15 protein-coding genes are annotated in these 15,981 nt (G+C 71.9%); 13 read left to right on the top strand and 2 right to left on the bottom strand.

The window, feature by feature from the left end; all coding sequences use genetic code 11:
* The first annotated feature begins 44 nt into the window (after positions 1 to 44).
* The 11 genes from AC07DC_RS35785 (at position 45) to AC07DC_RS35735 (ending at position 13,216) form a co-directional block, all read left to right on the top strand.
* Positions 45 to 1,697: a CTP synthase gene (locus AC07DC_RS35785; RefSeq protein WP_478918734.1), complete on the top strand. Its 1,653-nt coding sequence runs from the start codon at positions 45 to 47 to the stop codon at positions 1,695 to 1,697.
* Between the two features lie 111 nt (positions 1,698 to 1,808).
* Positions 1,809 to 2,432 carry an NUDIX domain-containing protein gene (locus AC07DC_RS35780; protein ID WP_478918732.1) on the top strand — a complete coding sequence of 208 codons (624 nt, stop codon included), beginning with the start codon at positions 1,809 to 1,811 and terminating at the stop codon, positions 2,430 to 2,432.
* A 235-nt stretch (positions 2,433 to 2,667) separates the two neighbouring features.
* Positions 2,668 to 4,896 (top strand): tetratricopeptide repeat protein, encoded by a 2,229-nt coding sequence (locus AC07DC_RS35775; protein WP_478918731.1) that lies wholly within the window; start codon positions 2,668 to 2,670, stop codon positions 4,894 to 4,896.
* A 231-nt stretch (positions 4,897 to 5,127) separates the two neighbouring features.
* Positions 5,128 to 6,243, top strand: coding sequence for an alanine dehydrogenase (gene ald, locus AC07DC_RS35770; RefSeq protein ID WP_478918763.1), 1,116 nt, complete (start codon positions 5,128 to 5,130; stop codon positions 6,241 to 6,243).
* A gap of 353 nt (positions 6,244 to 6,596) precedes the next feature.
* On the top strand, positions 6,597 to 7,670 hold the full coding sequence (locus AC07DC_RS35765) for a ParA family protein (protein WP_138353360.1): 1,074 nt from the start codon (positions 6,597 to 6,599) through the stop codon (positions 7,668 to 7,670).
* A complete protein-coding gene (locus AC07DC_RS35760; RefSeq protein ID WP_478918762.1) occupies positions 7,667 to 8,206 on the top strand; it encodes a hypothetical protein in 540 nt (179 codons plus the stop codon). The genes AC07DC_RS35765 and AC07DC_RS35760 overlap by 4 nt, the downstream gene beginning before the upstream one ends.
* A gap of 104 nt (positions 8,207 to 8,310) precedes the next feature.
* Positions 8,311 to 9,387: a segregation and condensation protein A gene (locus tag AC07DC_RS35755; RefSeq protein ID WP_478918730.1), complete on the top strand. Its 1,077-nt coding sequence runs from the start codon at positions 8,311 to 8,313 to the stop codon at positions 9,385 to 9,387.
* A complete protein-coding gene (gene scpB, locus AC07DC_RS35750; protein ID WP_478918729.1) occupies positions 9,384 to 10,046 on the top strand; it encodes an SMC-Scp complex subunit ScpB in 663 nt (220 codons plus the stop codon). The genes AC07DC_RS35755 and scpB overlap by 4 nt, the downstream gene beginning before the upstream one ends.
* Positions 10,046 to 11,278: a pseudouridine synthase gene (locus AC07DC_RS35745; protein WP_478918728.1), complete on the top strand. Its 1,233-nt coding sequence runs from the start codon at positions 10,046 to 10,048 to the stop codon at positions 11,276 to 11,278. Before scpB ends, AC07DC_RS35745 begins: the two co-directional genes overlap by 1 nt.
* A gap of 139 nt (positions 11,279 to 11,417) precedes the next feature.
* A complete protein-coding gene (locus tag AC07DC_RS35740; RefSeq protein WP_478918726.1) occupies positions 11,418 to 12,200 on the top strand; it encodes a nucleotidyltransferase domain-containing protein in 783 nt (260 codons plus the stop codon).
* Complete coding sequence (locus AC07DC_RS35735; RefSeq protein ID WP_478918725.1) at positions 12,197 to 13,216, top strand: ADP-ribosylglycohydrolase family protein; 1,020 nt, start codon at positions 12,197 to 12,199, stop codon at positions 13,214 to 13,216. The genes AC07DC_RS35740 and AC07DC_RS35735 overlap by 4 nt, the downstream gene beginning before the upstream one ends.
* Here AC07DC_RS35735 and AC07DC_RS35730 read toward each other — a convergent pair.
* Both AC07DC_RS35730 and AC07DC_RS35725 read right to left on the bottom strand, forming a co-directional pair.
* The gene (locus AC07DC_RS35730; protein WP_478918723.1) at positions 13,181 to 13,921 is read right to left on the bottom strand and encodes a nucleotidyltransferase domain-containing protein; all 741 of its coding nucleotides are present in this window, start codon (positions 13,919 to 13,921) and stop codon (positions 13,181 to 13,183) included. The genes AC07DC_RS35735 and AC07DC_RS35730 overlap by 36 nt on opposite strands.
* 7 nt (positions 13,922 to 13,928) lie before the next feature.
* The gene (locus AC07DC_RS35725) at positions 13,929 to 14,291 is read right to left on the bottom strand and encodes a DUF952 domain-containing protein (RefSeq protein ID WP_478918721.1); all 363 of its coding nucleotides are present in this window, start codon (positions 14,289 to 14,291) and stop codon (positions 13,929 to 13,931) included.
* A 205-nt stretch (positions 14,292 to 14,496) separates the two neighbouring features.
* Between AC07DC_RS35725 and aroH the strand changes: the two genes are divergently transcribed.
* Both aroH and AC07DC_RS35715 read left to right on the top strand, forming a co-directional pair.
* The gene (aroH, locus tag AC07DC_RS35720) at positions 14,497 to 14,859 is read left to right on the top strand and encodes a chorismate mutase (protein WP_478918719.1); all 363 of its coding nucleotides are present in this window, start codon (positions 14,497 to 14,499) and stop codon (positions 14,857 to 14,859) included.
* Entirely contained in the window at positions 14,856 to 15,941 is a 1,086-nt protein-coding gene (locus AC07DC_RS35715; RefSeq protein WP_478918718.1) for a prephenate dehydrogenase, read from the top strand. Before aroH ends, AC07DC_RS35715 begins: the two co-directional genes overlap by 4 nt.
* Positions 15,942 to 15,981 lie beyond the last annotated feature (40 nt).

Here is a 15,981-nt window from a genome sequence, read left to right as displayed (position 1 = left end):
CCGTGCCGTCCCGACCCTCACCTCGCGACCACGGGAGCCCCCTCTTGGCAATTGCGCCCAAATCCACGACGACCAAGCACCTCTTCGTCACCGGGGGTGTCGCCTCCTCCCTCGGGAAGGGGCTGACGGCCTCCAGCCTCGGTGCGCTGCTGAAGGCGCGCGGCCTCCGGGTCACCATGCAGAAGCTCGACCCGTACCTCAACGTGGATCCGGGCACGATGAACCCGTTCCAGCACGGTGAGGTCTTCGTCACTGACGACGGCGCCGAGACCGACCTCGACGTCGGCCACTACGAGCGGTTCCTGGACGTGAACCTCGACGGTTCGGCCAACGTCACCACCGGCCAGATCTACTCCACGGTCATCGCCAAGGAGCGTCGCGGCGAGTACCTCGGCGACACCGTCCAGGTCATCCCGCACATCACCAACGAGATCAAGTCCCGGATCCGCCGGATGGCGACCGACGACGTGGACGTGGTGATCACCGAGGTCGGCGGCACCGTCGGCGACATCGAGTCGCTGCCCTTCCTGGAGTCGGTCCGCCAGGTCCGGCACGAGGTCGGCCGCGACAACGTTTTCGTCGTCCACATCTCGCTGCTGCCGTACATCGGCCCGTCGGGCGAGCTGAAGACCAAGCCGACCCAGCACTCGGTCGCCGCGCTGCGCAGCATCGGTATCCAGCCCGACGCGATCGTGCTGCGCGCCGACCGCCCGGTGCCGGACGCCATCAAGCGCAAGATCTCGCTGATGTGCGACGTGGACGAGGACGCGGTCGTCGCCGCGATCGACGCCCCGTCCATCTACGACATCCCCAAGGTGCTGCACACCGAGGGTCTGGACGCATACGTCGTCCGCAAGTTGGACCTGCCGTTCCGCGACGTGGACTGGACCCAGTGGGACGACCTGCTCAAGCGGGTCCACCAGCCCGCGCACCAGGTCACGGTCGCGCTCGTCGGCAAGTACATCGACCTGCCCGACGCGTACCTGTCGGTGACCGAGGCGCTGCGCGCCGGCGGTTTCGCCAACAACGCCAAGGTCACCATCAAGTGGGTCACCTCGGACGAGTGCAAGACCCCGGCCGGTGCCAAGAAGCACCTCGCCGGCGTCGACGCGGTCTGCGTACCCGGTGGCTTCGGCGACCGCGGCGTCGAGGGCAAGGTCTCGGCCATCACCTACGCCCGGGAGAACAAGATCCCGCTGCTGGGTCTCTGCCTGGGCCTGCAGTGCGTCGTCATCGAGGCGGCCCGCTCGCTGGCCGGCATCCCGGACGCGAACTCCACCGAGTTCGACCCCGCGACCGCGCACCCCGTCATCTCGACGATGGCCGAGCAGCTCGACATCGTCGACGGCAAGGGCGACCTGGGCGGCACCATGCGGCTGGGCCTGTACCCGGCGAAGCTCGCCGAGGGCTCCATCGTGCGCGAGGTGTACGGCGGCGAGCCGTACGCCGAGGAGCGCCACCGGCACCGCTACGAGGTCAACAACTCCTACCGGGCGGAGCTGGAGAAGAAGGCCGGACTGGTCTTCTCCGGAACCTCGCCCGACAACAAGCTGGTGGAGTACGTCGAGTACCCGCGCGAGGTGCACCCGTACCTCGTCGCCACTCAGGCGCACCCCGAGCTGAAGTCCCGCCCGACGCGCCCGCACCCGCTCTTCGCGGGTCTGGTCGCGGCAGCGGTCAAGCGCCAGCAGGGCTGATCACCGATTGATCGGTACGGTGCTGGGGACGGATCTTCGGGATCCGTCCCCAGCACCGTTTTTTCTTACGCACCAGGCCGCTTACGTTCGCACCGGTTCACGGAGGGCATCATGCTGCAGGATATCGCCGAGGAGTGGCAGGTCACCGCGACCTCGACGCCGTTCACCGGTGGCAAGACGAGCGTCCGCACGGACGAGGTCGTCATGCCGGACGGCGCCACCGCCAAGCGCGACTACCAGGTCCACCCGGGCTCGGTGGGCGTGGTCGCGCTGGACGAGGACGGCCGCGTCCTGGTGCTGCGCCAGTACCGGCACCCGGTACGGATGAAGCTGTGGGAGGTGCCCGCCGGACTCCTCGACGTACCCGGCGAGAACCCGCTGCACGCCGCGCAGCGCGAGCTGTACGAGGAGGCGCACGTCAAGGCCGGGGAGTGGCGGGTGCTCACCGATCTCTACCCCTCGCCCGGCGGCACCGACGAAGCCATCCGGATCTTCCTGGCACGCGACATCTCCGAGGCGGAGGGCGAGCGGTTCGAGGTCTCCGGGGAGGAGGCCGACATGGAGTTCGCCCGGGTTCCGCTGGCCGAGCTGGTGCGCGACGTGCTGGCCGGACATCTGCACAACAGCTGCCTGGTGGCCGGCGTCCTCGCGCTGCAGGCCACGCTTTCCGGCGACGGGGTGGACGCGCTGCGGCCCGCCGACGCGCCCTGGCCGGCCAGGCCTTTCACGGCGTAACCGGTGTCGGCGCGCCGCTGATCCGATGGAGTGATCATTGCGCGGATCGGCTGCGCGGGGGCCCCGGGCCGGGCATGTCCCCGTGCACCGGGTCCGGCCGTCCGGGCGACCGTCCCGGCTCCGCGCGCGCCGCGCGGTGGCCGTTCGTGATCGCCCGGACAGGGCCTAGGCTCGATGGTGTCCCCGCTCGCAGCGGCGGCGGGCTCGTGCGCGCAGGCAGAACGGGAGAGTGCCCGTGGCGGATCAGGTGCTGGACGCCGGTGAATCGGTGACCGACGCGGACTTCGTGCCGTCACCCGGCCATGGGCCGGAAGCGACGGCCCCCGCCCCGTCACCACCGTCGGTGCCCGGCTGCGCCCTGCCCGAGGATCTGCCGCACTTCGTCGGGCGCCGCCGCGAACTGGACGGACTGCGGGCCGACATCGACCGGCCGGGCCTGGCCACGCTGGGCGGCAAGGTGCCCGACGGCAGTCGCGTCCTGCTCGTGGCGGGACGGCCGGGTTCCGGGCGGACCGCGCTCGCCGTCCACCTTGCCCGGGACGTCGCCGCACGGTACGCCGACGGGCAGCACTTCGTACGGCTCACCGGCAGCGGCGGCGAGCGCACCCCTCCGGAACAGGCCGCGCGGGCCCTGCTGCGGGCCCTCGGTGCCCCATCGCCGCTGCCGCAGGCCGAACCCGACGAGGTGTTCGCGGCGCTGCGCGCGGCACTCGCGGGCCGTCGTACCGTCCTGGTGCTCGACGACGTCTCGCACGCCGACCAGCTGCTGCCGCTGCTCCCGGAGGGGCCCGGCAGCCTGGTGGTGGCGACGTCCGAGGGACCGCTGCCGGGCGTCCCGGACGTCCGGCCGTGCACCCTCGGCGGTCTGGACACCGCCGCTTCCGTCGATCTGCTGTCGCAGGCGATCGGCCCCACCCGGGTCACCTGCGACCCGCGGGCGGCCGAGACCCTGGTCCAGGAATGTGCCGGGCATCCCACCGCCCTGCGACTGGTCGCCGCCTGGCTGGCCGCCCAGCCGCGGCTGTCGGTGACCGACGCCACCAGCCGGCTGCGCGCGGTACCGGACGAGCCCAAAGCCGCACCCAAGACCGGGCCCAAGGCCGCTTCCGACGCCGCCCCGGCCGCTCCTGCGAGCGGCGCCGAGAAGGACTCCGCATCCCCCGTGGCGGGCACCGCCCCTGAGCCGGAGGCCGCGCCGCGCGCCACCGCGCCGCCCCAGCTGGTGCGCGCCTTCCGGCTGGTCTACGACTCGCTGCCGTCCACCGCCGCCCGGCTGCTGCGGCTGCTGGCGCTCGCGCCGGCCGGACTGGTGGACTCGCACATCGCCTCCGCGCTGGCGGGCTGCTCGGTGACCGCCGCGCAGAGCACGCTGGACGACCTCGCCGCGCACGGGCTGCTGCACGCGGATCCGGTCGAACCGCCGCTGCCGCCGCAGTACCGGGTGCCCGGCTGCCTCGAACCGCTGCTGCGGGCACTGCTGGAGACCCGGGACCGGGCGGCCGAGGTACAGCTGGCCAGGGCCCGGATGCTGGAGCGGACGGTACGGCTGCTGCAGTCGTGCCGCATCACGCTGGAGCCCGACGGTTCCCCCGGCCGGGCATCGCTGGAGGGGCTGCCGCGCTCGATGCGCTTCGAGTCGCGTGCCGCCGCGGCCGCATGGCTGCGGGCCCGCCTCCCGGCGCTGCTCGCCGCGGCCCACGCGGCGGTCGCCGACGGGGAACTCGACACCCTGGCACGACGGTTGGTCGCCAACCTGGTGCGGGCGCTGGGCGTGGACCCCGGGGACGCGGAGACGGCGGGGGAGCGCTACCAACTGCACGCCCTGGTGCTCGACGTGGCGACCCGCCGCGGACTGCCGCGCGAGAAGGCGGCAGCGCTGATCAACATCGCCGACCTCGACGTGGAGGCCGGCCGGACCCGGGAGGCGCTGGACCGCTACCGGCTGGCGCTCGGCGAGGCGCGGGCCGGAGACGACGGGGAGGCCGAGGGCCGCGCGATGGAGTCGATCGGCGGCACGTACCTGGAGCTGGACGATCCGCAGCGGGCCGCCGACTGGTACGGCAGGGCGCTCGCGCTGCGGCAGGCCCGCGGGGAGACCGCCCACGCGGCCCGGCTGCACGGACGCCTCGGCGCGCTGCACACCTACGGCGGCCGGTACGGCACCGCGCTGCGCGAGTGGCGGGCCGCCGCGGGCGCCCACCGGCGGCTCGGCGACGTGCCGGCCCAGGCCCGTGCGCTGAGCGAGGCGGCGCGCGTCCAGGAGTACGCGGGACACCCCGAGGACGCTCTGCGGACCTGCCGTGACGCCCTGTACTGGGCCCGGCAGGCCGGCGACGGACGGCTCGAAGGAGCGGTGCTGCTGAGGATGGCCGACACCCTCGACCGGCTCGGAGACCCGGGCGGCGCACGTCTGCAGCGCGCGGCCGCGAAGCGCCTGCTCAGCCCGGGTGAAGTCCCCGGCTGAACGGGCCCGAAAAGCGGTGGCCTGAAGGCGTCAGCGCTGTATACCTACGAAACTGCCAATGGTCTCGGTAAAACTAATCACTTTGTAAGGCTAGACAGAGAGTCTTCCTTCACTAGACTGGGCTCCGCCGCGCACATCGCGGTCAGGTCCGACGTGTGACGCTTTCTCGCGCCATGTACGGACAGCTGCAGCCATTCCTGTCTTCCAATGAGTGCAAGGACCGTGATCGACGTGAAGGTCGGCATCCCCCGCGAGGTCAAGAACAACGAGTTCCGCGTGGCCATCACCCCCGCCGGCGTGCATGAGCTCGTGCGCCACGGACATGAGGTCTACGTGGAGCAGGGCGCCGGTCTCGGCTCCTCCATCCCCGACGCCGAGTACACCGGCGCCGGCGCGAACATCCTCGGCACCGCCGACGAGGTGTGGGCCACCGCCGACCTGCTGCTGAAGGTCAAGGAGCCGATCGCCGAGGAGTACCACCGCCTCCGCAAGGACCAGACGCTCTTCACGTACCTGCACCTGGCCGCCTCCCGCGCGTGCACGGACGCGCTGCTCGAGTCCGGCACCACCGCCATCGCGTACGAGACGGTGGAGACCGCGAACCGCGCCCTGCCGCTGCTCGCCCCGATGTCCGAGGTGGCCGGCCGGCTCGCCCCGCAGGTCGGCGCGTACCACCTGATGCGCTCGGTCGGCGGCCGCGGCGTGCTCCCCGGCGGCGTCCCCGGCGTCCAGGCCGGCAAGGCCGTCGTCATCGGCGCCGGTGTCTCCGGCTGGCACGCGACCACGATCGCGCTGGGCATGGGCTTCCACGTGACCCTGCTCGACAAGGACATCAACAAGCTGCGCGAGGCCGACAAGATCTTCGGCACCCGGGTCCAGACCATCACCTCCAACGCCTTCGAGCTGGAGAAGGCCGTCCTGGACGCGGACCTGGTCATCGGCGCGGTGCTGATCCCGGGCGCGAAGGCCCCCAAGCTCGTCACCAACGAGCTGGTCTCCCGCATGAAGCCGGGATCGGTTCTTGTCGACATCGCGATCGACCAGGGCGGTTGCTTCGAGGACTCGCGTCCGACCACGCACGCCGACCCGACCTTCGAGGTCCACAACTCGGTCTTCTACTGCGTCGCCAACATGCCGGGCGCGGTGCCCAACACCTCGACCTACGCGCTGACCAACGCCACGCTGCCGTACATCGTGGAACTGGCCAACCGCGGCTGGCGCGAGGCGCTGCGCCGCGACGCCGCGCTGGCGCTCGGCCTCAACACCCATGAGGGACAGGTCGTTTACGGCCCCGTCGCCGAGGCGCACGACCTGCACAGCACCGACCTGCACACGCTGCTGGGCTGATCAGCGGGCGTGTGACGGGCGCGCGAAACGTCTACACGTCAACACGGCGACAACGGCCGGGCCTTGGAGACTCAAGGCCCGGCCGAGTGCGTCGAACGTACCAGTTTCACCGTTTCGTACCTCGCTGAAACATCGGCGATGAGGCGGTTACGCCCTTGACAGCGGGGTGTTCGGTTACCGACACATCGTGCCGTGTCCGGCGGATTGTGTTGCTGTGGACCACTGACACGCCATAGAGTCGCCAACCGTCGGCATGCTGTCGCGCTGACCTATCGAGAAGTTTCCTGGTCACCAAGGAGGTAAGACGACTTGTGAATGAGTCGACATTTGCTCCCGGGGGTGGTCAACCAGGAATGACCGTTCAGGTCGAGAGCCCCAACAGGCTCGAGACCGTCGGTTCCGTCGCGGTCCGCACCTTCGAGGCACGCCGGGCCGACAAGAACACGGAGACGCACCCCACACACGCCATGGCGCCATACGAGGACGATCTGCAGGACGGTCAGTTCTACGACCCAGACGCGGAGTACGAGCCGGATCCCGAATACGCGGCCACACTCGCCCCGGACGCTGCCCGTCAGCGCCGCGAGCGGGTCGGTCCGACGGGACGCCCGCTTCCGTACTTCCCGATCCCCAATCCGCTCACCGACCACGGCCCGGCGAAAATCGTCGCGATGTGCAACCAGAAGGGCGGGGTCGGCAAGACGACCTCGACCATCAACCTGGGTGCCGCGCTCGCCGAGTACGGCCGCCGGGTACTTCTCGTCGACTTCGATCCGCAGGGCGCGCTCTCGGTCGGACTCGGCGTCAACCCGATGGAACTCGACATCACCGTCTACAACCTGCTGATGGAACGCGGGTTGGCGGCGGACGAGGTGCTGCTGAAGACCGCGGTGCCCGGTATGGATCTGCTGCCGAGCAATATCGACTTGTCGGCGGCCGAGGTCCAACTGGTCAGCGAGGTGGCGCGCGAGTCGACACTCCAACGTGCCCTCAAGCCGCTGATGGCCGACTACGACTACATCGTCATCGACTGCCAGCCCTCGCTCGGCCTGCTGACCGTCAACGCGCTCACCGCGGCGCACTCGGTGATCGTGCCGCTGGAGTGCGAGTTCTTCGCGCTGCGCGGTGTCGCTCTGCTGACCGAGACCATCGAGAAGGTCCGGGAACGGCTCAACCCCGAACTCGAACTCGACGGCATCCTCGCCACGATGTACGACTCGCGCACGGTGCACAGCCGTGAGGTGCTCGCCCGGGTGGTCGAGGCCTTCGACGAGCACGTGTTCCACACGGTCATCGGCCGTACGGTGCGCTTCCCGGAGACCACCGTCGCCGGCGAGCCGATCACCACGTACGCGTCCAACTCCGTTGGTGCCGCCGCCTACCGTCAGCTCGCCAGGGAGGTGCTCGCCCGGTGTCACGCCGAGTGAGTCTCCCGGGTGCGGACGAACTGTTCCGCACCACCGGGGGCATGGGGCTGCAAGCCTCCCAGCCCCGTAAGCACGTCAACGGGGAAGCCCAGAAGGCCCCTCAGGGCGACGGACGGCTGCGGCCGGTACCCGACGCCCCGGCGGACGGGAACGAGCCGCAGACGGGCACAGCGCCCGACGGCGCCGGCCAGGACGGGACCCCGGCCGAGCACAGCGGCCGTGAGGGGATCCCGCAGGGCCGTCGTCCGCAGACCGCCGGCCAGCCGCCCACGGCCCCGGTACCGGTCCAGCAGACGCGTCGCAAACAGCAGCGGCCGCGTCCCAGCGGCCGTGAACGGCACGACGAGAAGATCACCGTCTATGTCTCCGCCGAGGAGCTGATGGATCTCGAACACGCGCGGCTCGTGCTGCGCGGTGAACACGGCCTGGCGATCGACCGCGGCCGGATCGTCCGCGAGGCGGTCGCCGTGGTGCTGGCGGACCTGGAGTCCCGCGGGGACGCCAGCATCCTGGTGCGCCGGCTGCGGGGCCGCTGATCCGGCGGGCGGTGGTCGGCGTGGCCATGGCGACGTCGTACGGGGCGGCTCAGTAGGCTCCCTGCCGGGGGGCCGCCCCCGCCGACCCCGCACGATGGACAGCGATGCCGAACACCGACGACGACGCCCCCCAGCCGCCCCGCCGCGCCCTCGGCCGCGGTCCGGGCCGCACGGGCGCGGCAACGGCCCCTGTCGCGGTACCGGCGGCGGATCCGGCAAGCGTGGCGGTACCCGCGGCGGATCCGGCACTCGTCGAGGCACCGGAGTCCGTCGAGGTACCGGAGCCCGTCGGGCCGGCGGCTCCGTCAGACGCGCCCTCCGGCACACCGGCTGACGCCGCCCCCGCCGGGACCCCCGACGTCCCCGATGCCCCCGACGCCCCGGCCGACGGCCGCTTCACCGTGCGGCTGGCGAACTTCGAGGGGCCGTTCGATCTGCTGCTGCAGCTGATCTCGAAGCACCGGATGGACGTGACCGAGGTCGCGCTGTCCACGGTCACCAACGAGTTCATGGCGCACATCCGGGCCATGGGAGCCGACTGGGACCTCGACCAGGCCACCGAGTTCCTCGTCGTCGCGGCGACGCTGCTCGACCTGAAGGCGGCCCGGCTGCTGCCGACCGCCGAGGTCGAGGACGAGGCGGACCTGGCGCTGCTGGAAGCACGCGACCTGCTCTTCGCCCGGCTGCTGCAGTACCGCGCGTACAAGCGGATCGCGGCGATCTTCGCCGAGCGGCTGGAGGCGGAGGCGCTGCACCACCCGCGCACGGTCGGTCTCGAACCGCAGCACGCGGACCTGCTGCCGGAGGTCGTCTTCAGCGTCGGCCCTGAGCGGTTCGCGAAGCTGGCCGTGAAGGCGATGCAGCCCAAGCCCGTGCCGCAGATCTACACCGACCACATCCACGCGCCGCTGGTCAGTGTCAGGGAGCAGGGCGAGCTGGTGGTGGCCCGGCTGATCGAGCTGGGGGAGACCAGTTTCGCCGACCTCGCGGCGGACGCACCGGACACCCTGACCGTCGTCGCGCGTTTCCTGGCCCTCCTGGAGCTGTACCGGGAGAAAGTGGTCGCGCTGGACCAGGAGGAGGCGCTCGGCGCGCTGCTGGTGCGCTGGACGGGCGGCGATCAGGAGACCGCGCGGCGGCTCGTCACCGATGAATTCGACCCGGAGGGCAAAGAAAAATGACGGAAGACGCAGCGGCGCCGGCCGGCCCGCTCTCCGCCGAGGTGGCCGCCCTCGAGCTCAGGCCCGCACTGGAGGCCGTCCTGATGGTTGTGGACGAGCCGGCCACCGTGGAGCAGCTGGCGACGGTGCTCCAGCGCCCGAAGCGCGCGGTCGCCGCCGCCCTGCGCGCGCTGTCCGAGGAGTACACCGCCCAGGGCAGGGGCTTCGACCTGCGGCTGGTCGCCGGCGGCTGGCGGTTCTACACCCGGCCGGCCTTCGCGCCTGCTGTGGAGAAGTTCGTTCTCGACGGCCAGCAGGCGCGTCTCACCCAGGCCGCGCTGGAGACGCTGGCGGTCGTCGCGTACCGCCAGCCGGTCAGTCGATCACGCGTTTCGGCGGTCCGCGGAGTCAACTGTGACGGTGTGATGCGCACCCTCCTGCAGCGCGGTCTGGTGGAGGAGGGTGGGACGGAACCCGAAACAGGTGCGATCCTGTACAGGACGACGAACTACTTTCTGGAGCGGATGGGCCTGCGAGGCCTGGACGAGCTACCCGAGCTCGCCCCCTTCCTGCCGGAGGCGGACGCCGTCGAGGCGGACTCCTTGGAAGGGGTTCCGTCGTTCGACCCGGATGCACCGGACGATGCAGATACGACGACTCACTCGACGACGGAACTTTGATGCGAAGCAGCGACAGGAACAGCGGCGGCAACCGGAACCCCCGGGGTGGCAACCCCCGCGGCGCGGGCGGGGGCACCGGTAGCGGCGGCTCCCGTGGCGGTAGCGCCGGCAGCGGTGGCGGCTCCCGCGGTGGCAGCGGCGCCGGTGGCGCGGGCTCCCGCGGTGGCAGCGGCGCCGGCGGCCCGGGCTCCCGCGGTGGCGGCTACCCCCGTGGCGGTGGCAGCACGCCCCGCACCTCGGGCAGCGGCCAGCAGCGTGACGAGGAGCGGCGCGCGCAGAACCCCCGTCCCGAGGAGCGCCGCTACGACGTCGGGAACACCGGCCAGTCGGGCGCGAACCGGCCCGGCGGCGTGCCCCCCGAGAAGCCGCGCTACCGCGCGACCGGCAACCTCGGCCGCAAGCCGATCCCCGCGAAGTCGCGCGAGCTCGAAGCGAAGATCGAGGAGCGCAACCGCTCCCGGTACGAGAACCGCCCGGAGATCAAGACTCCGAAGACCTTCGGCAACGACCAGGAGGGCGAGCGGCTGCAGAAGATCCTCGCCCGTGCCGGGATGGGATCGCGCCGCGCGTGCGAGGACTTGATCCACCAGCACCGCGTCGAGGTCAACGGCAAGATCGTCGTCGAGCAGGGCATGCGCGTCGACCCGGAGAAGGACGAGATCAAGGTGGACGGCCTGACGGTCGCCACCCAGTCGTACCTGTTCTTCGCGCTGAACAAGCCGGCCGGCGTCGTCTCCACCATGGAGGACCCCGACGGCCGCCAGTGCCTCGGCGACTACGTCACCAACCGTGAGACCCGGCTCTTCCACGTCGGCCGCCTCGACACCGAGACGGAGGGCCTGATCCTCCTCACCAACCACGGGGAGCTGGCCCACCGCCTCACCCACCCGCGGTACGGCGTCAAGAAGACCTACCTGGCCGCGATCCAGGGCCCGCTGCCGCGTGACCTCGGCAAGCAGCTCAAGGACGGCATCGAGCTGGAGGACGGTCTGGCGCGCGCCGACCACTTCCGCGTCGTGGAGAACCTCGGCAAGAACTACCTGGTCGAGGTGACCCTGCACGAGGGCCGCAAGCACATCGTGCGGCGGATGCTCTCCGAGGCCGGCTTCCCGGTCGAGCGGCTGGTGCGCACCAGCTTCGGACCGATCCCGCTCGGCGACCAGAAGTCCGGCTGGCTGCGCCGCCTCACCAACACCGAGGTCGGCATGCTGATGGGCGAGGTCGACCTCTAGGTCGTCCCGCCACGCTCCACCACCACGCGTTCCGGCCGGTCGGAACGGTCCTCCGGGCCGTTCCGACCGGCCGTTTCCGTGCGGACCCGACACCGAAACCACTGGCCCGGCGGCCCGCGGTCCGGCGAGGATGGTGACCATGACCATCCACGCCGACCCGCTCAGCGCCGCGGGAGTGCCCGATCTGCGCCCGGTCCTCGCCGAGGTGACCGACCGGGGCCAACCCCTGCTCCTCGCCACCGTCTCCGGCGCGCACCTGTACGGATTCCCGTCCCGTGACTCGGACGTCGATCTGCGCGGCGTCCACCTGCTGCCACTGGCCGACCTCGTCGGCCTGCGGGAGGGCGAGGAGACCCAGACCCGGATGTGGGACCGGGAGGGCCTGGAGCTGGACCTGGTCACCCATGACCTGCGGAAGTTCTGCCGGCTGATGCTGCGCCGCAACGGCTACGTGCTGGAGCAGTTGCTCTCCCCGCTGGTCGTGCACACCAGCGAGGTGCACGGCGAGCTCGCCGCCCTGGCGCCCGGAGTGATCACCCGCCATCACGCCCACCACTACCGCGGCTTCGCAGCGACGCAGTGGCGGCTGTACGAGAAGAACGGCGAGCTCAAACCGCTGCTCTACACCTTCCGTGCGCTGCTCACCGGTATCCACCTGATGCGCGGCGGCGGCGTCGAGGCTCATCTGCCGACGCTGCTCGGCCAGGTCACCGCCCCCGCCTACCTCGTCGAGCTCATCGAGGCCAAGGCGGTGGCCGAACACGGGCCGGCGACCGGCATGGGCATCGCGCACGTCGCCCGGGACGTCGAGACGCTGCACGCGGTGCTGGACGAGGCGCAGGCCGCCTCCCGGCTGCCGGACGAGACCACCGCGTACGACGCCCTGCACGACCTCGTGGTCCGGACGCGGGTGGCGGCATGAGCGGGGACGCGCGGCAGCCGGCGACCGGGGCGCTGATCGGGTTGGCCATCGGGGACGCGCTCGGGTTCCCGACCGAGTTCAACGATGTGCCCTCGATCCTCAAGAAGATGGGCCCGTGGCGGGAGATGGGGCTGCTGTGGCCCGCGATCGTCACCGACGACACGCAGATGACGCTCGCGCTCGGGCGCGGTCTGCGCACCGCGATGGAGCGCGGACCGCTGGCACCGCTGCGGATGGCGCGCCCGGTGCGCGAGGAGTACGTCGAGTGGTGGCGGTCGCCGGAGAACAACCGGGCGCCGGGCCGGACCTGCCTGGTGGCCTGCGAGCGGCTCAGCCATGAGGGGCGCGCCTGGCAGGACGCCAGCCAGACCGGCTCCAAGGGGTGCGGCGCCAACATGCGGGTGGCGCCGATCGGACTGGTGCCCGGGCTCGACGAGGAGACCCGCGCGGGCGCCGCGCAGCTGCAGTCGGCGCTGACCCACGGGCATCCCACTGCGCTCGCGGCGAGCGACCTCACCGCGCACGCGGTGCTGCTACTCGCCCAGGGCGCCCGGCCGGACGAACTGGTCGGCCTGCTGCGCGGGTACGCGACCGCCAACCGGTCCGTCTACCACCACCGGTGGCTGGACGACCTGTGGACGTACGCGCAGGACCCGCTGCCGACGAGCTTCATCGAACGCGGCTGGGACGACTGCCTGGCGGCGCTGGACCGGCTGGAGGCGGCGCTGCGCGACCCGGACCCGGAGGCGGACCCCTGTCTGGCCACCGGCGAGGGGTGGATCGCCGAGGAGGCGCTCGCCACCGGGCTGCTGTGCTTCCTGCTCTTCCCCGACGAGCCGGTGACCGCCCTGCGGCGGGCGGCCTGCACCTCGGGGGACTCGGACTCGATCGCCTGCCTTGCCGGCGCCTTCGCCGGCGCCCACCTCGGCGCGGCCGCCTGGCCCGCCGAGTGGGCCGGACGGATCGAGTACCGGGAGGAGCTACTGGAGCTCGGCGCCCTGTGGGACGGGATCTGAGGCGGGAGCCGGGATCGGGTCCGGGGCGGCGGCCGAGGCGCGCCGCACCCGGACCAGGAAGTCCTCGACGCGGGCCCGGTCGGGCTCGGCCGGCAGCGGCGAGCGGCCGGCCGCCGCGTCCGACGCCTCGTGCAGCTCCGTCATCCAGGCCCGCGCCTCGTCCCAGGAGACCTCGCCGCGCTTGACGGCCAGCAGCCGTTCCCGGTGTTCGCCGACGTCGATCCGCAGCTCGCCGCTGCGCAGCACGTCACGGCAGCTGATCAGCAGCCGCAGCAGATGCATGGCGTGCTTCCAGCGCGGCGCCCCGTGGTTGCTGATGTCGCGCTCGATCTTGTGCAGTTGCTGGGCCGCGTACCCACGGAAGGTGGCGTCGACCCGCCGCGACAGGAAGGCGCCGCGCAGGTCGAGCAGCTCGCGGCCGGTGTCGTCCAGCCGCTCCACGAGCGGGGAGTGCAGGCATTCGAGGAGGTTGGGGTTGGCGCGCAGCGCCAGCTCGCAGAAGCGCTCCAACTCCCAGGAGAACTGCTCCTCCGCAGGGCCCTCCACATGCGTCGGGGGCTTGGTGAACCCCCAGAAGAGCGGGGTGGGCGCCACGTACACGCCCCGGCGGTCGGTGTCGCTGCCGTCGGTGGCCAGGCCGAAGGCGCGCGAGCCCATGACACAGGAGTAGACGGTGTGGTGGCGTACGAGATCGTGTCCGGGCATACCGCGATTATGACCAGGGGGTGAGCCGCAACGGGTGGCCCCCCGCGTCCCGTTCGACCTCCAGCATCCCGGTCACCGCCGCGCGGTTGATCCGGCCGTACACGTGGGGGAAGAGGGTGCCCGCGGCGACGCCGGGCGGCGGGGCCGGGTCGGCGGCCTCCCAGCGCACCGGGTGGTCCAGCGCCGACTCGTCGATGAGCAGCGCCATCAGCGGCCCCGCCGTGTTCCGGTAGAAGGCCTCCGCGACGGCCAGGGTGACGGCCTCGTCGGGCGAGCAGTGCACGAAGCCGTCCTCGGCGAGGGAGGCGGGCGCGTACGGGCGGTCGGGTTCGTGGAGCCAGGCGTCCAGCGGAACCAGGTGAAGGATCATGTGCAGTGTTGTACCGGACGCCGGCGTCGTCCAAGTGGCGCAGCTGTCCGCTCTGCGGGAGATTGGCCCTGTTCGTCGCCGGGACAGACACGGGAAGCGGCCCCGACCGGTCCTCCCGTCTCGCAGGGCGGTCGCCGTGACCGTGCGCCTGATCACGTGGTTAGGCTTGCCGGGTTCGGATGCGAGGGCACGAGGGAGCAGTGACGTGGCGGTACGAGCGGTCCGCGGAGCCGTCCAGCTGGAGCGGGACGAGGCGGAGCACATGCACGGACAGGTGTCCGAGCTGCTCACCGCCATCCTGGAGCGCAACCGGCTCGCGGTGGACGACCTGATCAGCGTGATCTTCACCGCCACCCCGGATCTGCACAGCGACTTCCCGGCGGTGGCCGCGCGCCGCCTCGGCATCGTCGACGTGCCGCTGGTCTGCGCGCAGGAACTGGACATCGAGGGCGCCATGCCGCGCGTCGTCCGCATCCTCGCGCACGTCGAGAGCGAGCTGCCCAGGAGCGAGATCGGGCATGTCTACCTCGGCGCCGCGGCCGCACTCCGCAAGGACATCGCCCAGTGAGGACCGCCCTGGTCATCGGGACCGGCCTGATGGGCACCTCCGCCGCGCTCGCCCTGGTCTCGCGCGGTGTCGAGGTGTACCTGGAGGACCACGACCCGTCCGTCGCGCGCACCGCGGCCGCGCTCGGGGCGGGCAGCGCGCTGCCCCCCGAGGGACTGGTCGACCTCGTTGTCGTCGCCGTACCGCCCGCGCACGTGGCGGCCACCCTCGCCGACGCGCAGCGCCGCGGCCTGGCCCGCGGCTACCTGGACGTGGCCAGCGTCAAGGCCGGCCCGCGCCGCGACCTGCAGGCGCTCGGCTTCGACCTGTCCCGCTACATCGGTACGCACCCGATGGCGGGCCGCGAGCGCTCCGGCCCGCTGGCTGGCACCGCCGACCTCTTCGAGGGCCGCCCGTGGGTGCTGACCCCCACCTGGGAGACCGAGACCGAGGTGCTCAACCTCGCCCTGGAACTGGTCGCCCTGTGCCGCGCCGTGCCGGTGGTGATGGACGCCGACGAGCACGACCGGGCCGTCGCGCTCGTCTCGCACACCCCGCAGCTGGTCTCCAGCATGGTCGCGGCCCGCCTCCAGCACGCCGAGGACACCGCGGTGCGGCTGTGCGGGCAAGGCATCCGCGACGTCACCCGTATCGCCGGTTCCGAGCCGGGCATGTGGATGGACATCCTGGCCGCCAACCCCGGCCCGGTGGCCGATGTGCTCGCCGCGGTCGCCACCGACCTGACCGGCGCCGTCGAGGCGCTGCGCGGGCTGCAGTCCGCGGACGAGGACAAGCGCCGCACCGGAGCCGCCGGGATCGAGGACATCCTGCTGCGCGGCAACGCCGGCCGGGACCGGGTCCCGGGCAAGCACGGGACGGCTCCCAAGGCGTACGAGGTCGTCGCGGTCCTCATCGGCGACCAGCCGGGCGAACTGGCCCGGATCTTCGCCGACGCGGGCGCGGCCGGCGTGAACATCGAGGACGTCCGCATCGAGCACTCGACGGGCCAGCAGGCCGGCCGGGTGCAGCTCATGGTGGAGCCGGCGGCGGCGCCGGGCCTGACCACCGCACTGCGCGAACGGGGCTGGTCCATCCGGTCGTGAGGTCCCGCGACGGACCCCGTGCGACAGGGCCCGAGGCGGT

The sequence above is a fragment of the Streptomyces sp. NPDC045021 genome (assembly GCF_056432645.1).
This window is presented reverse-complemented; position numbering and strand designations above follow the sequence as displayed.

What these genes read in the sequence shown, in the direction of transcription:
- scpB (WP_478918729.1), top strand. Translation starts at nt 9,384, where the DNA reads ATGACGGAAGACGCAGCGGCGCCGGCCGGCCCGCTCTCCGCCGAGGTG.
- AC07DC_RS35765 (WP_138353360.1), top strand. Translation starts at nt 6,597, where the DNA reads ATGACCGTTCAGGTCGAGAGCCCCAACAGGCTCGAGACCGTCGGTTCC.
- AC07DC_RS35735 (WP_478918725.1), top strand. Translation starts at nt 12,197, where the DNA reads ATGAGCGGGGACGCGCGGCAGCCGGCGACCGGGGCGCTGATCGGGTTG.
- AC07DC_RS35755 (WP_478918730.1), top strand. Translation starts at nt 8,311, where the DNA reads ATGCCGAACACCGACGACGACGCCCCCCAGCCGCCCCGCCGCGCCCTC.
- AC07DC_RS35745 (WP_478918728.1), top strand. Translation starts at nt 10,046, where the DNA reads ATGCGAAGCAGCGACAGGAACAGCGGCGGCAACCGGAACCCCCGGGGT.
- AC07DC_RS35730 (WP_478918723.1), bottom strand. Translation starts at nt 13,921, where the DNA reads ATGCCCGGACACGATCTCGTACGCCACCACACCGTCTACTCCTGTGTC.
- AC07DC_RS35780 (WP_478918732.1), top strand. Translation starts at nt 1,809, where the DNA reads ATGCTGCAGGATATCGCCGAGGAGTGGCAGGTCACCGCGACCTCGACG.
- AC07DC_RS35725 (WP_478918721.1), bottom strand. Translation starts at nt 14,291, where the DNA reads ATGATCCTTCACCTGGTTCCGCTGGACGCCTGGCTCCACGAACCCGAC.
- AC07DC_RS35740 (WP_478918726.1), top strand. Translation starts at nt 11,418, where the DNA reads ATGACCATCCACGCCGACCCGCTCAGCGCCGCGGGAGTGCCCGATCTG.